This is a genomic window from Paenibacillus sp. GM1FR, from assembly GCF_002803315.1.
In the GTDB taxonomy this organism is placed as follows: Bacteria; Bacillota; Bacilli; order Paenibacillales; family Paenibacillaceae; genus Paenibacillus; species Paenibacillus amylolyticus.
In genome coordinates this window covers 34,826-50,534 of record NZ_MKZL01000009.1, presented here as the reverse complement: position 1 = coordinate 50,534, position 15,709 = coordinate 34,826, and the positions used below count along the sequence as shown (strand labels likewise).

14 protein-coding genes are annotated in these 15,709 nt (G+C 46.9%); 6 read left to right on the top strand and 8 right to left on the bottom strand.

Annotated features, from left to right (window positions below; all coding sequences use genetic code 11):
* Positions 1-63 precede the first annotated feature (63 nt).
* Positions 64-963, bottom strand: a complete 900-nt coding sequence (locus PAEAM_RS05320; protein WP_100526898.1) for a helix-turn-helix transcriptional regulator — start codon at positions 961-963, stop codon at positions 64-66.
* A gap of 129 nt (positions 964-1,092) precedes the next feature.
* On the opposite strand from PAEAM_RS05320, the gene PAEAM_RS05315 reads away from it, so the two are divergent.
* Both PAEAM_RS05315 and PAEAM_RS05310 read left to right on the top strand, forming a co-directional pair.
* Complete coding sequence (locus PAEAM_RS05315; protein WP_100526897.1) at positions 1,093-1,980, top strand: sugar phosphate isomerase/epimerase family protein; 888 nt, start codon at positions 1,093-1,095, stop codon at positions 1,978-1,980.
* A 48-nt stretch (positions 1,981-2,028) separates the two neighbouring features.
* Positions 2,029-3,084 carry a Gfo/Idh/MocA family protein gene (locus PAEAM_RS05310; RefSeq protein ID WP_100526896.1) on the top strand — a complete coding sequence of 352 codons (1,056 nt, stop codon included), beginning with the start codon at positions 2,029-2,031 and terminating at the stop codon, positions 3,082-3,084.
* A gap of 307 nt (positions 3,085-3,391) precedes the next feature.
* On the opposite strand, the gene PAEAM_RS05305 is transcribed toward PAEAM_RS05310, so the two are convergent.
* A complete protein-coding gene (locus PAEAM_RS05305; protein ID WP_100526895.1) occupies positions 3,392-4,711 on the bottom strand; it encodes a glycoside hydrolase family 125 protein in 1,320 nt (439 codons plus the stop codon).
* A gap of 331 nt (positions 4,712-5,042) precedes the next feature.
* Between PAEAM_RS05305 and PAEAM_RS05300 the strand changes: the two genes are divergently transcribed.
* A complete protein-coding gene (locus PAEAM_RS05300; protein ID WP_100526894.1) occupies positions 5,043-6,104 on the top strand; it encodes a LacI family DNA-binding transcriptional regulator in 1,062 nt (353 codons plus the stop codon).
* Between the two features lie 230 nt (positions 6,105-6,334).
* On the opposite strand, the gene PAEAM_RS05295 is transcribed toward PAEAM_RS05300, so the two are convergent.
* From PAEAM_RS05295 to PAEAM_RS05285, 3 genes are all read right to left on the bottom strand, one after another.
* Complete coding sequence (locus PAEAM_RS05295; protein WP_100526893.1) at positions 6,335-7,933, bottom strand: hypothetical protein; 1,599 nt, start codon at positions 7,931-7,933, stop codon at positions 6,335-6,337.
* Positions 7,911-8,486: an RNA polymerase sigma factor gene (locus tag PAEAM_RS05290; protein WP_100526892.1), complete on the bottom strand. Its 576-nt coding sequence runs from the start codon at positions 8,484-8,486 to the stop codon at positions 7,911-7,913. The genes PAEAM_RS05295 and PAEAM_RS05290 overlap by 23 nt, the downstream gene beginning before the upstream one ends.
* A gap of 141 nt (positions 8,487-8,627) precedes the next feature.
* On the bottom strand, positions 8,628-9,143 hold the full coding sequence (locus PAEAM_RS05285; protein WP_100526891.1) for a mismatch-specific DNA-glycosylase: 516 nt from the start codon (positions 9,141-9,143) through the stop codon (positions 8,628-8,630).
* Between the two features lie 121 nt (positions 9,144-9,264).
* Here PAEAM_RS05285 and PAEAM_RS05280 point away from each other — a divergent pair, with 121 nt between their 5' ends.
* Both PAEAM_RS05280 and PAEAM_RS05275 read left to right on the top strand, forming a co-directional pair.
* Complete coding sequence (locus tag PAEAM_RS05280; protein WP_100526890.1) at positions 9,265-10,185, top strand: AEC family transporter; 921 nt, start codon at positions 9,265-9,267, stop codon at positions 10,183-10,185.
* A 225-nt stretch (positions 10,186-10,410) separates the two neighbouring features.
* Complete coding sequence (locus PAEAM_RS05275) at positions 10,411-11,199, top strand: S-layer homology domain-containing protein (protein ID WP_100526889.1); 789 nt, start codon at positions 10,411-10,413, stop codon at positions 11,197-11,199.
* A gap of 68 nt (positions 11,200-11,267) precedes the next feature.
* Here the strand turns inward: PAEAM_RS05275 and PAEAM_RS05270 are convergent, their stop codons facing one another.
* On the bottom strand, positions 11,268-11,519 hold the full coding sequence (locus tag PAEAM_RS05270; RefSeq protein WP_091015650.1) for an RNA-binding protein: 252 nt from the start codon (positions 11,517-11,519) through the stop codon (positions 11,268-11,270).
* A gap of 276 nt (positions 11,520-11,795) precedes the next feature.
* Between PAEAM_RS05270 and PAEAM_RS05265 the strand changes: the two genes are divergently transcribed.
* The gene (locus PAEAM_RS05265; protein WP_100526888.1) at positions 11,796-12,188 is read left to right on the top strand and encodes a RidA family protein; all 393 of its coding nucleotides are present in this window, start codon (positions 11,796-11,798) and stop codon (positions 12,186-12,188) included.
* A gap of 134 nt (positions 12,189-12,322) precedes the next feature.
* Here PAEAM_RS05265 and PAEAM_RS05260 read toward each other — a convergent pair whose 3' ends face one another.
* Both PAEAM_RS05260 and PAEAM_RS05255 read right to left on the bottom strand, forming a co-directional pair.
* The gene (locus tag PAEAM_RS05260; RefSeq protein ID WP_076319440.1) at positions 12,323-12,952 is read right to left on the bottom strand and encodes a copper amine oxidase N-terminal domain-containing protein; all 630 of its coding nucleotides are present in this window, start codon (positions 12,950-12,952) and stop codon (positions 12,323-12,325) included.
* A 95-nt stretch (positions 12,953-13,047) separates the two neighbouring features.
* Positions 13,048-15,654, bottom strand: coding sequence for a polynucleotide kinase-phosphatase (locus PAEAM_RS05255; RefSeq protein WP_100526933.1), 2,607 nt, complete (start codon positions 15,652-15,654; stop codon positions 13,048-13,050).
* Between the last annotated feature and the right edge of the window lie 55 nt (positions 15,655-15,709).

The window sequence follows — 15,709 nt, the reverse complement described above, 5'->3', positions numbered from 1 at the left end:
TACTTAGAGTCACAACCTTCGTTATAGACATTTTATTCGAGACTACTGCTAAACTGCTCGCGCTCAACCTTCTTTTCTCCCCCGCCCCTGCGAGGGGGTCATGCCCTTGTACTGTTTGTATAACTTCGTAAAATAGTTGGCATTGTCGCAGCCGACTCTGGCGGCGATCTCTGTAATGGTCAGACTACTACCTTGCAGCAGCTGCTCTGCCTCACCCATCCTGCACCCGTTCACGTATTCCACGAAGGTACGTCCGGTCAGCTTTTTGAACATTTTGCAGAAGTGATACGCATTCAGTCCCACATGGCTTGCCGCTTCCGTAACAGACATCCTACCTGTGGGGTCCGCTTCAATCTGTGCAATCAACTGTTTGAAACGTTCGCGGTTGGGAAAATACGATCCGCCCGATGATTTATCCGGCAACTGCTGCGGCATAAATGTACGCGCAAGCAGGGTAAACAAAGCATGCAGTTTGGACTTCACCACGAGCTGATAAGCCGGGGGCTGTAACGCCATTTCCTCCACAGCTTCATTCAGCAAAGAATAATAGCCTGCGCAGGTTGCATCTTCCTCTGCCGGTTTGACCGGAAACCTCACCCTGCCTTCCAGATACGGCGCGACATATTGCTCATGCACGGGATCATGGGTGAAATCATGGAACAGGGCGCGGTTAACCACAACGGAATCATAATCCACATCCCCATCATCCAGAGCATACCCGACATGCAACGTGCCTCCCGGAATGATGATGACCTCACCCGCTCGAACCACATAAGGTTTGCTATCAATATGAAACAACGCACTGCCCCTTCGCATGACAATCAGTTCAAAATGTTCATGCCAATGCAAATACAGAATACATTCTTCCTTTTTCATATCCGAACACCAATTTCGGAACAGCTGAAATGGGTGTGATTTATGATCAATTCGGGTGTTTTCGTGAAGCGCTTTCAGATCTAGCACGACTTCTCCCCCCTCTGAACAAGATCCGACTAATATTACACAAGATTGTGTAGAGCCATCCCGCTAATGCACGGCTATAATGAGTGTGTCACGAAGTACTATAAGCCAATATTGGAGTGAAATACAACCATGAATAAATCATTACGCATCGGTACCCTTGTAGGCGGGCAGGACGCCGTCCGTGTTATTCCGCAGATCATGCAACACGGCTTTGAATCATTTAACCTGACCTTCTGGCAAACAACTGGCGACCTGGACTTGGCAGAGACAGCCAAACGTGTCCGTGAAATCGTGGACGAACAAGGTATTGTCATTTCCGCGGTGAGTGTATTTGGTAATCCGCTCACAGGAGCCGGAGACAACGCCGATACACTGGCAAGCTGGGAGCGGGTTATCGATAATGCACAGCTCTTCGGTGCAGATATCGTCTCTGGATTCACCGGACGTCTGACCGATCAACCCATTAATGAGTCCATCCCCCGGTTCAAGGAAGTATTTGGTGAACTGGCACGCCGGGCAGCGGACCGGGGTGTACGCATTGCTTTTGAAAACTGTGATATGGGTGGTACCTGGCAGACGGGCGACTGGAATATTGCACATAACCCGACGGCTTGGGAGATGATGTTTGACGCTGTTCCGGATGACAATGTAGGCCTGGAGTGGGAGCCTTGTCATCAAATGTCCAGCCTGATCGATCCTATTCCACAACTGCGCAAATGGGCTCACAAAGTATTCCACGTACATGGCAAAGATGCCACGATTGCCTGGGATATCGTCAAGGAATATGGTGTGCATGGCCCACGTGAATTTGTCTGGCACCGCACCCCGGGCTTCGGGGATAGCAACTGGGCAGACATCATTACCATCCTGCGTCAGAACGGTTATCAAGGCACGATTGATATCGAAGGCTGGCATGATCCCGTCTACAAAGACGAACTCGAAATGACCGGACAGGTGCATGCATTGCGATATTTGAAACAATGCCGCGGCGGCGATTTTGTACCCAATCCGGTATAAAAAAACATGCGAGCTGTATAACACAATCCATGCGAAGGAGATGAGAACATGACTCATCCTTATCGGGTAATTATTGCTGGCTGCGGTGCCATGGCAAATACGTGGGCCGATTACGCCTTACAAAGACCGGATACAGAAATCGTCGGACTGGTCGATCTGTATGAACAGACAGCCCTTGCTTTTGCTACAAGACATGGTCTCACCTGCCCTACGTTCACCGATATCCGTGAAGCCATTCAAACGACTGGTGCAAATATCGTATTCGATGTCACCATCCCAGCGAGCCATTACGGCATTGCCATGACAGCGCTGAAGGAAGGATGTCATGTATTTGGCGAAAAACCACTGGCGGAATCCTTCTCCGATTGCACAGATATTGTGCAAACCGCTCGCAGTACAGGACACATTCAAGCCGTCATGCAGAATCGCCGTTTCGATCCGCGGATCCGCGCCTACCAGCACCTCATTTCCGGGGGAGCAATAGGGCAGGTAGGATACGCAGGAGCCGACTTCTTCCTCGGGCCGCACTTCGGCGGATTCCGGGATCTGATGGATAGTCCGCTGCTGCTTGATATGGCGATACATACTTTTGATCAGGCCCGATATATTCTTGGAGCCAACCCAATCTCAGTATATTGCCATGAGTTCAACCCTCCAGGTTCCTGGTATCAGGGCAATGCGATGGCGTTATGTATATTTGAGATGTCCGACGGGTCCGTGTTCAACTATCGCGGTTCCTGGTGCGCAGAAGGTGTACCCACATCATGGGAAGCAAGCTGGCGCGTAACGGGTGAAAAGGGTACTGCCATCTGGGATGGTCATGACGACATCTATGCTGAGGTGGTTACTGCGCAAAGCCTGGATGCTGATGGCAAACCATCCTTTTTCCAACCAAGTGAGCGGATTGAAGCGGAACTGCCTGTCATGGACAAAACAGGTCATCACGGCTGTCTCGAAGACATGTTCGCCGCACTGGAATCCGGACGATTACCTGAGACCGATTGCAGTGATAACCAGTTTAGCATGGCTATGGTCCTCGCTTCCTTGGAAAGCGCCCGCATAGGCCAGAAAGTCTTCATCGCCGATTTGCTAAAAAACACATAGCGAAGCGCCTATGTTTTTCATAATAAACAAAGCCCAACTGCAAAGTTTAGCAGTTTGGGCTTTCTTGTTTTTTTACCTACTCTCCTATTTTAAAAATGATATCGTTCAAAAACAGTCGCGCTCGATAGTAAAAGCAGTGCAGGGAACGAAATCGATTCTGAAGAAGCAAAGCGTTCACCTTTATCACCGGATTTCGACTTTACAAAAGTCGATCAGGAAATCCGGGGATAACAGCGATCAAAAGAACGATTCGTAACCGGAACGGCTGCTTCGCGAGCAATGAGCATCTTTTTGAACTTTCATCATTTTATAGAATTCCTTTTTTCATTGCCTTATACACTAGTTGCGAGAACAAGCTGTTGGACCAGGCGAACCACGGTCTGGTGAATGTGTTAGGATCATCGGCGTGGAAGCCCTCATGCATATATCCGGTACCCGCATCCGTGTTCTCCAGCAATTCAATCATCGCCAGCATCTCCTCGTCATTGTCTGCGGTCAGGCCCTGCATGGATAGCGCCATGTGCCAGATATATCCCGGAGGGGTATGAGGGCTACCAATGCCTTTCGCTACCTGCCCTTCATAGTAGAACGGATTTTCCTTACTCAAAATGAATCGACGTGTGTTCTGATACACCATGTCTTCAATCGAAGCATACTCCATATACGGAATGGACATTAGGCCAGGTGTACCCGCATCGTCCATCAGACAAAAGTTGCCGTAACCGTCCGTCTCATAGGCATAGATCTGTCCATACTCTGGATGACGGTAAGTACCGTACAGAGAAATGCCATGTCGTATGTCTTCTTCCAAACGAGCCATTCGACTCACCAGCTGTTCATCCCGGAACACCCACTTCGCGATCTCCCCCATCTGCCGCAAGGTTACCGCAGCGAACATATTCGCCGGAATATTATAATGAAAATCACAGGCATCATCGCTCGGACGGAATCCAGACCAGATCATGCCCGTATAATTCACTGGCATACCCAATCCTTCATTACGCAGGGTATCATGAGCTGGACAATTACGCCGCATGAACCGGTAAGGTGATTGCTCTGCGTGATGCTGTTCTGTCTCCCATAGTTGTACGATATTCTCCATCACTTTCTTGAAGCGCTCATCGAATATATCCGTGAGTTCCGTTTCCCGCCAATATGTATAAGCCAGCTTCATGGAGAAACAGAGGGAATCCAGTTCAAATTTCCGTTCCCACACCCAAGGTGACATCTCCGTCTCATCATTGGCATCCCAATGCCATCCATTCGCCGTTTCATTGAACGCATTGGCATAGATATCCATATCAGCGTAGAACGTGTGCCTTTTGATCAGCCCTCCGATGATACGCTGTAAGTTCTCGTCATACTTCGCAAGCGGAACATAATGCATGACCTGTTCTACAGAATCCCTTAACCACATCGCGGGAATATCCCCTGTAATTACAAAGGTTGTTCCATCCTCTAATAGCTTCGTGGTCGTTTCCAGTGTATTCGGAAAACAATTTCGAAACTGCGCCAGCAATCTCGGTCGATGTTGCAAACGCTCGTCCGCCTCAGTCAGAATATCCTGCACAGCTTGTGGCAATTCCAAATGTGGCATAGGGATTTTCGGTAATCTGAACTGTTCCATGGATGTCGTCTCCTTTGAATTGGTTTATTTAAGTTCAGCTAATATTTTTTACACCAGCACTCCGATTGCAGAATAACCTTCCGATCGCTGTTATCCCCAGATTTTTTCCGATCCCCTTTCTCAAGGGAAAATCCGGTGATAAAGGCGCACGCTTCGCTTCTTCAGGTTATTTCTGCCCTCTCCGTTATCGTGTAAATATTTAGTTGAACATATATAGATTGGAGCTAACACTCTAATTATATTGTTATTTTTGTTATGATAAATTATAATAACATTATTATTTGTAAGTGTACTGTGTCAGAAGATGATCGTCAAATGAAGGAGTAATGATATGTCACGCAAAGTATCCATTCAGACGCTGGCTGACCAGCTCGGATTATCCAAATATGCCGTCTCCCGCGCACTCAGTGGCAAGACGGGTGTCAGTGAAGGAACACGCGCACGGGTTCTGGAACTCGCTCGGGCACTGGGGTATCGCCAAAGTACTCCAGGTACTAGCAATAGTTCTGCTACTGCAAACCATGCAGATCCGTCCGAACCACCGTTTGTTCTCATTTGCATGAATCAGCTCAACCGCGGTGAACCCCACTACTGGCAACGTGTTCTGTCAGGCATGATCTCCGCCTGTAATGAGCGTGGTTGGCATCATGCCATTGTATCTCCCTCACTCGGAGTGACGGACGAGAACACCTCTCCCGAAAAAGCTATTGCTCCTCACTTGGACTGGGAACGTTGTGCCGGGATTATTGTCATGGGGGCTTTCCCGCATACGGTTCTGCAAAGACTCTCTCAGACAGGTCGGCCTATTATTTTGGTAGATCATCAGGAACCCCTGCTGAATTGTGATACGATCAGCCATGATAATCTGGAAGCTGGCATCACCGTGGCTAGATATCTAATGTCTATGAATTGCCGAAGAATCGGCCTCATCACAGATGATGGCCGTGCTGCGAGCTTCGCCCAGCGGAAAATCGGGATTGAGTTGGCTCTGAACCATTTCCATGTGGACACCAGTCATACGACCAGCTTTAGAGAATGGAATATTCCGTATGAGAACGGCGAATGGGTTAACCAATTGGCTACCGCCATTCAAAACATACCAGATGACAAACGTCCCGATGCCTGGATTGGTGTTAATGATGATATTGCTTTGCAATGGATGCATAAATTACAGGAGATGGGCATCTCCACGCCTAAAGATTGCCTTGTCATCGGTATCGACAATGTACATTCTGCCGTTACGTCCTCCCCGCCCCTGACCACAGTTAACCTGTGCAAAGAGGAACTTGGACAGCGTGCGGTGGAAGCTTTGCAACGCCGGATCGAACGCCCGGGAACGCCGAAAGAGACGGTTATGTTATCGACTACGTTGATTCCAAGGGAATCGGCATAATTCGGAAAGGGTAACCGTTGTTTTCTGAAGATGGTTTCGTTAGGTACTTGCTGTCCCCGTAAATCTGGTGCATACGAAAGAGGCCCCGCATACCATTATGCAGGGCCTTTTCGTATATTAGGCTTATACGCTTATATGTCTCTATACATCCACACTTAAATCAGTTGATCAATCCTTATATCATCCATTCAAAGCATCATTTACTTCATGTCTGAGAATTGTACTACTGGTTATTTCAGCCAAGGCAGGCTATCGTACGACGGAAGATCCACTTCCCAATTCACATCACGGAACTCACGGTGAACCACCGTTCGTTTCAAGGTGAACTTGGTAGCAGAATTCTGATGGAGTCCATGAACCATTAATTTGAGATCACTTGTAACATATTTTTCGTCATTATTTATCTCTTTAATCGAATTTAGAATTGAAACGGGATATTCGATTCCTTCACGATCAACCGCCACCCATTTGTCCCCGGCAATTTCGTTGGAGAACTCTGCACTTCCTAACAATACAAGAGAATGCTGGTCATCGGTTCCACTACCCGATGGAATATAACTCCCTCTTTCTGGATCAAAGTTATACCCATTCAAAACGACTCTGTCACCCGATTGCTCAAATATTGTGGTCGTGAGAGGGAGTTGTTCAAGATCAATTTCGATAGACTTTTCTTCCTTTACCAGTAAGGTGTAGCCATCTAATACAAAGCGAATATTCTTCGCATCCACCGTCACAAATGCGGGGTCCCACGTCTCGGATAGTTTCAACCAACCGCCATTTTCGTTCGCTTCACTCAGATCACGGAGCCGGAACTTCGGCTGTCGAGCGTAAGGCCTGCTTCCGTTAAATATTCTATACTCATTGGTTTCAGGAATTTCGATGTGATAAAGGATATCCATCTGTTCCTTCCAATCCTCACTCACTTTAGCCTGCAGTTGATCATTCAAACTGACATTCACATCAAGTCGGGTTCCGTTTGGCGTTCTCACAAGTTGTGTCATGTCTAGCTTTACCCCCTCAGGAGTGGTATAGGTGTTGTCCATGGGAGCCTCAACAGACATTAATTTGGCTTTGGTCATATCGATGTTGAATTGGAAGCTCCAATCCACCGTTGTATTACTTGCTGTAATTTTTCCAGTATCAAGATTATAATGATCAGGGATTTTTAAATAACTTAATTCCCCCCGTACAAATACGTGATCTGGAATATCATCATTCAATTGGAATACAAACCTTTGATACTTCCAACTGCTAAGCCTCGTATCTACCGCCATGGAAGCAACACTGTTCCCTTTTTCATCTGTAACATGAATTCTTCCCGCATCCAGATAAACATCCGATATCGTGTTGCCTTTAGGGTTGCTTTGTTCTGTTATAATAATAATTTGTGAACGATCCACTAGAACATCGCTAATCTTGAGCGTATACCCCTGATCTAGAATTTGAATATTCGGGTTAATTACAAGATCAAGTGGTTTCAGACGTTTGTAATCGTCCGTCAGATAAGCAGATCTTATCTCTTCTGGTACGGGGATGTCGGGAAGCCGCTGATCCACAGCATTTACCGCGGGTTGTGCTAGCTCTGCTGTTCGTTCGAAAGCAAACCAGGCCCCTCCCGCAAGAATCACAACTGCCGCTGCGGCGATTCCAGTCCGGCGCATCCAATGCGCTCTCTTGGATTTTTTCACGAATGGATGCTCTTCTTCTCCATTTTCCATAGACACGCCATCCAGCTTCTGCATGACCTTAAGCGTAAAATCCGCATCCGGCTCCTCACGGTACAGGTGCTCCTCCCATAACCGATCTTCATCCTTTGAAATAGGCTTCATACGTAGCTAAACCTCCTTTGCGTTCCATTTGCTTCCTCAGCGTTTTTTTCCCGCGATAAAGGGCGTTGCGCACTTTGGTTGAACTCATGCCTGTAATGTCTGCAATCTCTTCATAGCTCAACTCGTTTGTGTACTTCAGTAATAACACCAGGCGATACGATTCAGGTAACTGTTCGAGCTGTCGATATATTTCACGCTGCATCTCTTTATGCAGCACACGCTTTTCAGGTGTTTCATTACTGACAGGTTCGATCCCCTGATTGACCGGAGACATGACGGGTTTCTTTTCCCGTATAAAATCCCGCATCCGATTCACCGCAATGGTGTACACCCACGACGAGAAACTTCTTCCCTCACGCCGCGACGAGAGATAACGATAGATGCGAATAAACGTATCCTGAGCGAGATCCTGTGCATCCGGATGACTCGCGCCCATTCCGCGCATGATGCCGTAGACTTTATTTTTATATCGATCCACTAGCACGGAGAACAACTGCTTATCCCCTGCAACAATACGCTGAATAAGCTCCTCCTCCGGTATCTGTTGATTCATGTAATCCCCCTTCTCTACAGCTTCCATGCATGGTTCTGTACTATATAGACGGAAGCCATTCCCGAAACCTCTCACTTTATCCAAAAAAAAGAATTCGCCCTACCGGCAAAACCGACTGGGTGAACTCTGCTTACTTGCCTCTTAATCTTCCCTGTTCTTCTCCGCAACAAAATCAGCAAGCTGGGAATAGATCGCCACAATCTCATCCATCGACATGCGCACGAGTCCACTGGACGACGGAGCGACGAACTCCTGAATTTCCTTGACGACCGGGTCGTCCTGAAATCCCCATTGCACTTTGGTACGCTTGCTGTACTGGGTGTATACACCTTTTCCGACAAAACAAGCGATGTCCGGTCGGTATTTCTCCAACTTTTGCCGTAAAATCTGTCGTCCTTCTGCGTACTCTTCCTTCGTAATATCCTCCATACCTCTGGTGGGCCGGGCCACAATATTCGTGAATCCATATCCCAGCTTCAGCAACTCTCCATCCTCCTGTGCATCATATAAACGCGGGGTTAATCCCGACCGTTCAAGGATGCGCCAGAACCGGTTTCCTTTGTAAGCATAATGATGACCCGTCTCTCCAGACGTAATGCTCGGATTGAAACCAATAAACAATATCGATAAACCAACATCCAGATGATCTGGAATCATGATGGGAAGCCCCCTTATCTTTTTTAACTAATTACATCTTTCGTGTGTGTATAAAATGATATAATAAGCAAAGTATTTTCGAAATCGGATTGAAATTTTCATGAAAAAGGAAGCTGAACTAATGATTGCAGACATCATGCTTGAAGTCGTCCTGCCCGTCTTTCTCCTGATCGCCGTCGGGTCCTGGATGCAAAAGGTGTTCAAGCTGGACTTGTACACACTCGCCAAAATCAATTTCTATTGTATTACCCCAGCAGCCGTCTTTATGAGCATGTACCACTCGGATATGTCGGGCGAACTGCTTGGGACCGTGACACTCTTTTACGCGATATATGTATTGATTCTCTATATTGTAGGTTCTGTATTTGCGCGCTCGCTTCGGATGAATAAAGGCATGAAGGCTGCCTTCAACAACAGTATTATGCTGGATAACGCAGGCAACTATGGACTGCCCATCAATGCACTGGTATTCCGCGGCGATCCACTCGCCTCTTCCATTCAGGCACTGGTCATGTCTTTGCAGGCATTACTGACATTCACCTATGGCGTGTTGTCCATTCAGGGCGCGAAGCTCAAAGGTAATTACCGTGCGGTGATTATTGGTTTTCTTAAAATGCCTGTTCCATATGCACTCTTGCTGGGGATTCTGTTACACATGTGGGAGGTTCCCTTGCCTACGTTCCTGTCCATGCCACTGACCTATGCGCAGCAAAGTATGGTTGCCGTCGCACTGTTGACGCTCGGAGCACAGATTGTAAAATATCCAATTCAACTGTACCGTCTTGATGTGTATATTAGCACATTTTTGCGTCTTCTGATTGGCCCGGCTATCGGGATTTCAATTGTGCTACTGCTTGGGTTGGAAGGCATCGCCGCACAGGCACTCATTATTGCCTCGGGTATGCCGACCGGTGTCAATGCATCCATTCTCGCAGAAGAATACGATAACGAACCCGATTATGCAGCCCAGACCGTGCTAATCTCAACGTTGCTTAACATCATCACAATTACGGCACTTATCTCTTATGCCAAAACGTTCTGAAATTTTAGAATGGAATAAATATCCTTAGCATTAATAGAACGGTCTGTCTTCACATTGTGGAGATGGGCCTTTTTTCATCCATTACATTAAGCAAATGCCATAACACCCTTTTCAGAATAGATAAATAGTCCCTTCATTTCCTGAAATAAGTATACGCTCAAAATTTATTATGCTAAGATTTAGGAGTTTCCAAAATTTGAATCTACATTTAGAAAGGAAGTCAGCATGAAAAAGCTAGTTATAATCATGTTCCTCTTGTCATCTCTCATCGCAGGCTCTACAGCTGCCAGTGCCAAAAGTTCCACCTTCAATGATGTCTCCCAATACAAACACTCTTGGGCTATCGAATCCATTGAATTTATGAGCAAGAAAGGAATTATCAAAGGTTACCAAAATGGCAACTTCAAACCCGATAATAGTGTGACCAAAGCAGAATTCATCACGATGTTTTCACAGTTATTTAATAAATACATAACGAATGATGACACTCCAACTCGTAAGTTTAAAGATGTTCCTGCCAGTCACTGGGCTTACAGTTCCACATCTAAAGCACTCTCACAGTTTACCTATTCAACATATGCCATTAAGAAGGGAAACAACTATTTCTACCCTGATAACAAACTCACTCGTATCGGAGTAGTAAATCTGTTACCTGTCTTATACCAGGAGATTGATGATGATCAAGAAGTCTATGACATTCTCCACACGATGAAAGATATCCCCAAACACGAGTTTAAAAATGAACTTTTGGATGATGGACGCTTTAATTATGAAATTGATGGGACCAATAAGATCTACCCGTTACTTTTTGAAGGACTGGAACTTAGTGATGATCACTCGGCTTTGGTTGGAAGCCGTCTCTCAGCCTTGCAGAAGAAAGGTATAATGACAGCGAATGAAGGCCAATTTAATCCCAGAAAAACAATAACAAGAGCAGAAGCAGCAACTATTCTTCACAGATTATATCTCGATCTAAAAGCAGATGGTACGCTTAAAGAATATTCAAGCAAATAAAACGTAAAAACACTCTGTATCCAGTCTACAACATGGGCTACAGAGTGTTTTATTTTAACGAGTGTATACTATGTTTCAAACGTCGTTCGTTCCGGGAACTTGCCGCCTTCCCTGAATAAACATCGTACCAGTCGCTGCGCAGCTCGGTTAAAGAAAAAACTCGGACTTACCCCATCCACCTGGACAGGTTCCAGTTCCCTCACACTTTCCTTGATCTTATTCATCTCAATGAGCCCCATCTTTCGCTCATTCGGTCCGAAGCGATAAATAACCTTCTCATCGTCCTCCGTCTGTTTCACCAGCAGAATCACAGATGCCATACAGGTTACCCCCTATCGTTACGTTATGAGATTCCATTAATCACTTGCCTACTATAATTATTACCCAGATTCTAGTGGAAGGATATAGGACTTAAGTTAGTTACACCTAAATTAAATATCCTGATATAAAGATTCTCTGGAATGAGTCGTTGGGCTTACTAACACCCTGCTCACGCTATCCTTATGGATAGTCACTGTCATGAAAGTGCGTACTGCCCAAGTCGTTTTTCTCCGTTTATACTAACCTTATCTTGAATTCCCAAAGGAGAGAAACTTATGACTACAGCTCAAATATATAGCCACGGTGTGACCTGGGAAGAAGCATTTAGCGTTGCTCAGGGATACAGCATTAACGGTACGATCTACATTGCAGGACAATTTTCGCATGATATGCAGGGGACGTTTATTGGTGTCGATGATATTGAAGCACAAGTCCGCCAGACACTGGATAACTTGGATCGCGTGCTCGCAGGATTTAACGTGACCAAGTCGAACATTGCTGAACTGGAGATTTTTTTGGTTCACCCGCAGGAGCATCTTGAGCCATGTGTTGCCGTGTATAAAGAGTACATTGGTACGCATCGTCCAGCTGTTACGATGGTTGGGACATCGGGTCTGGCCTTCCCTCATCAACTGATTGAGATTCGCGCCGTTGCTCATACCGACTGATCCAGGTCATGTCAAAAGTTGCAGCGCCAAGTAAAATGGCCTGATAAGGTTTCGCTTTAACGAAGTTCATATACAAAAAAAGAAGCAGGGCCGGATAAACTCCTAACCTGCTTCTTTATGAATTCTTATTCTTATTATTTGACTTTCACCGTCAGCGTATTACCAGATGAAGTGAGGGATGCCCCAAGCCCTTCTACCAAAACTCTGAGGGGAATGTACGTCGTTCCCTTAATTTCCTTGGGTGCTGCCTGTAGGGTGACTTCTTTTCCGTTCACCTTCACCTTTTTACTGCCCAAGGTAAAGATTAGCTTGTACTTATCTTTGGTAACGGTAATGGTCTGAGTCTTACTGTCCCAAGACGTTTTGGCTTTCATTGCTTTGGCCATCTCACGCAGAGGTACGAGATTTGTGTTATTCATTACAATTGGAGACTCGGTGAAAATAACCTTGGAACCATTCACCTTCACCTGAACAGAAGACGTGATATATTCTGGTTTAGGAGCAGCTTTCTTTTTTGTTGCCGTTGAAGACTTGTTGCTTTTCTTGGTACTTCCTGAACTGGATGAACTTGAAGATGAAGATTTGGAACTCGAAGAGGAACCTCCGTTGTGATAGTGATATTCCCCTTGTTTCAGCCCCCATTTTGCACAGTTGGTACGACAGGTGTGCCCTCCACTCGAATCTGTTCTTCCCGGGTGAGCAGACGCAATCGTAGCAAAAATCATGAAAATGGCAAGCAAACTACTTATTACTTTGATACGCATACGGATAACCTCCAGCAATTAGTTTGGCCAGAGTATCATACCATAATTACCCATACAATATAGGTGAATAACAAAATTTATTTTCATATAACAATTTACAAACGCGGGTCTACTCGCTCTGATTCCAGCGAAAGCGCCGCCAGCACGCATTCATGAATTCGTTCCACTGGCTCTCTGCGTATAAAGCGCTCAATACCCTCCATACCCAAGACACTCTCCATTAAGGCGTGACGTTCTTTTTTGGACGTTTTGCGTTTACGAAGTCGGGACAGATTCTCGGGTGCCAGGTAGTCCATCCCATAGATGATGTGCAAATATGCACGTCCTCGTACTTTAATCGCAGGCTGAATCATTTTGTTATTATTCCAGGCGCGGAATGTTTCGGGTTTGATCACAATCCCCTCATGTCCTTCCGCCGTAATCTCATTCCACCAACGAATGACATCCGTTTCATCTGCCTCACTTGCGATCACGCGATATTCCGTCTCCATCATCAAGGTCGACATCCGGGCGAACTCACGGTTTTGTTCCATATGCCATTCATGTGTTTGCTCCCAAAATGCTCCCGTGCTATGTGCAAGTGTATGGAACGGCGCAATCCGAATGTCCCCGATATCATCCACATCCCAGCAGTATTTCTGGAATACATCGCGGAACGTTTGGGAATTAGTGAGTTTACCTACTGTTTCCTGCAACCACTCCTCTACGTTACGACCTGCTGCTTGAGCTTCGCGCAGTTTGTCCAGCACCGTAGAGCGATCCATCATGGAGGCTTCAGCCACATGTGCATATTGTGAAGCAATCAGCTCACGCGCCTTTAGATTCCAAGGTACAATCTCCGCATCGAGCAATACAAACTCCGTCTGATGACGCTCAAAATAACCGTCTACGGTCAAGTCCGCATGTAATCTGGAAAGCACATCTTGCTCTGTCGAAGGGTCAAAAAAGGATCGGCCCGTCCGGGTCACAATGTTCCCCAACATCGGCCTACCCACTCGTTGCACCGCAGCTTGCTCATCGCGGAAAAGAAGCAAAATGGCCCGACTGCCCATGTGTTTCTTCTCGGCAACCATACGGGTAACGCCCTGTGAGCGATAATAATGGAACGCATCCTGTGGATGCTCCAGATATCCCTCTACAGAACAGACACTCGGCGGCGGACTCATCGTGGGCGGGATGTAAATCAGTTCTTCCAGCGGTACAGTATAATGGGAAAACGTATCAATTGCCGTCTTCGCCACCTCACCGTGCACAAACACATCAAGTTTGGATGCTGTCTGAACCGTGAAACCCTCCTTGAACTTACGTATGTTGGGCGGAGCAAAACGCCGCTGTTCCCAGCGCTTTAATGGACTATCCGGATCCCTCGCATAATCCTGCTTCGCCGGAACACTGACTGCCTCACGTTCTGGCATTCGCCAAGCAGTGAGCATGCCACCAAAAACGACACCTTGATCAATGTTGACCGTATCATTCACAATCGTAGGATATGGACGGGGATCATGTCCCCAGACGATGCATTCACCCGAATTGTGATCCACGTACCAATCCTTGCGCATAGGCCGACCCTGCTCATCCGTACCCTCCACATCGCCATATCGGCAGTAATCCTGAATGCGTTTGGACTGTTTTCCGATAAAATGATCTCGAATTCCCGCGTGTGCTACAACCACCTGTCTTACCCCGTTCCGGGAAAAGACCAGATGAGATGGTGCATCAAGCAGAAATGCCCTAAGCTCTGCACGTACTCGCTTTGCTGTCTCTTGGCCTTGCTCCCGCTCAAACTGTAGCAGTTCCATCTCCACCCGTTCGTCACCATGACTCAACGTAACGTCACGACCATCCAGATAACGCGCGATCTTCCAGCAGTGATTACTGTCAATCATGTAGGCGAGCTCGGCGGCACAATGCCGTTGCCAGAACAACAGACAATTTAATGATTCTGGCCCACGGCTCGTTACGTCACCAACGGAAACCAATTTCCGTCCTCCAGGGTGACGGTACAGACCACTTCCATCCTCGTCCACATACCCGAGACGCACGATTATTTCCATCATTTCATCGTAACAGCCATGAATATCTCCGATGATATCAATACCTGTACCCATGTCGACCAGTGGATTGGATGTGCGGACAAACGTAATCTCATCCGGCCGCTTCAGCACATAACTGGCATCGAAGCCATCCTCACGGATCGAGCGTAATGTACGCTTGAACTGCTGTACCTGTTGCTTCACCCGTTGACGTCCACGCGGATACTCCCGCTGGGCATCACGTTCCAGCAGCTCTTTTTCAGGGATATCCAGCACCACAGCAATCACAGGCACATGAGCCTTTCTTGCCACCTGAATCAGGCGCTCGCGATCCTCGGGATACAGATGTGTCGCATCCACCCAGGTCAGCTTGTTCAGACGGCAGCGGGTTGCCAGCATCGCCTCCATCACCTCAAATGCTTTAGCCGATACTTGCTGATACTCCGCATAGATCACATCCGCTTCACTGCGAGGACGGTGTTTCCAATCCACATACTCATCATCTCCAACCAGCATGCGGAATTGATCTGACGAGACGGCTTCTGTGCGGCGAATGACACTTTCTGCAACGAGACGATCCAACATCGTACTTTTGCCACTGTTGGACGGGCCAACAAGAACGACGATACCTGCATAGGGCAGACGGATCTCCCGCTGTCTTTCCTTCATCTCATTTTTCCGATCCTGCTGTCCTCTGCCCACACTAGCTGTTTCGCTAGAACCC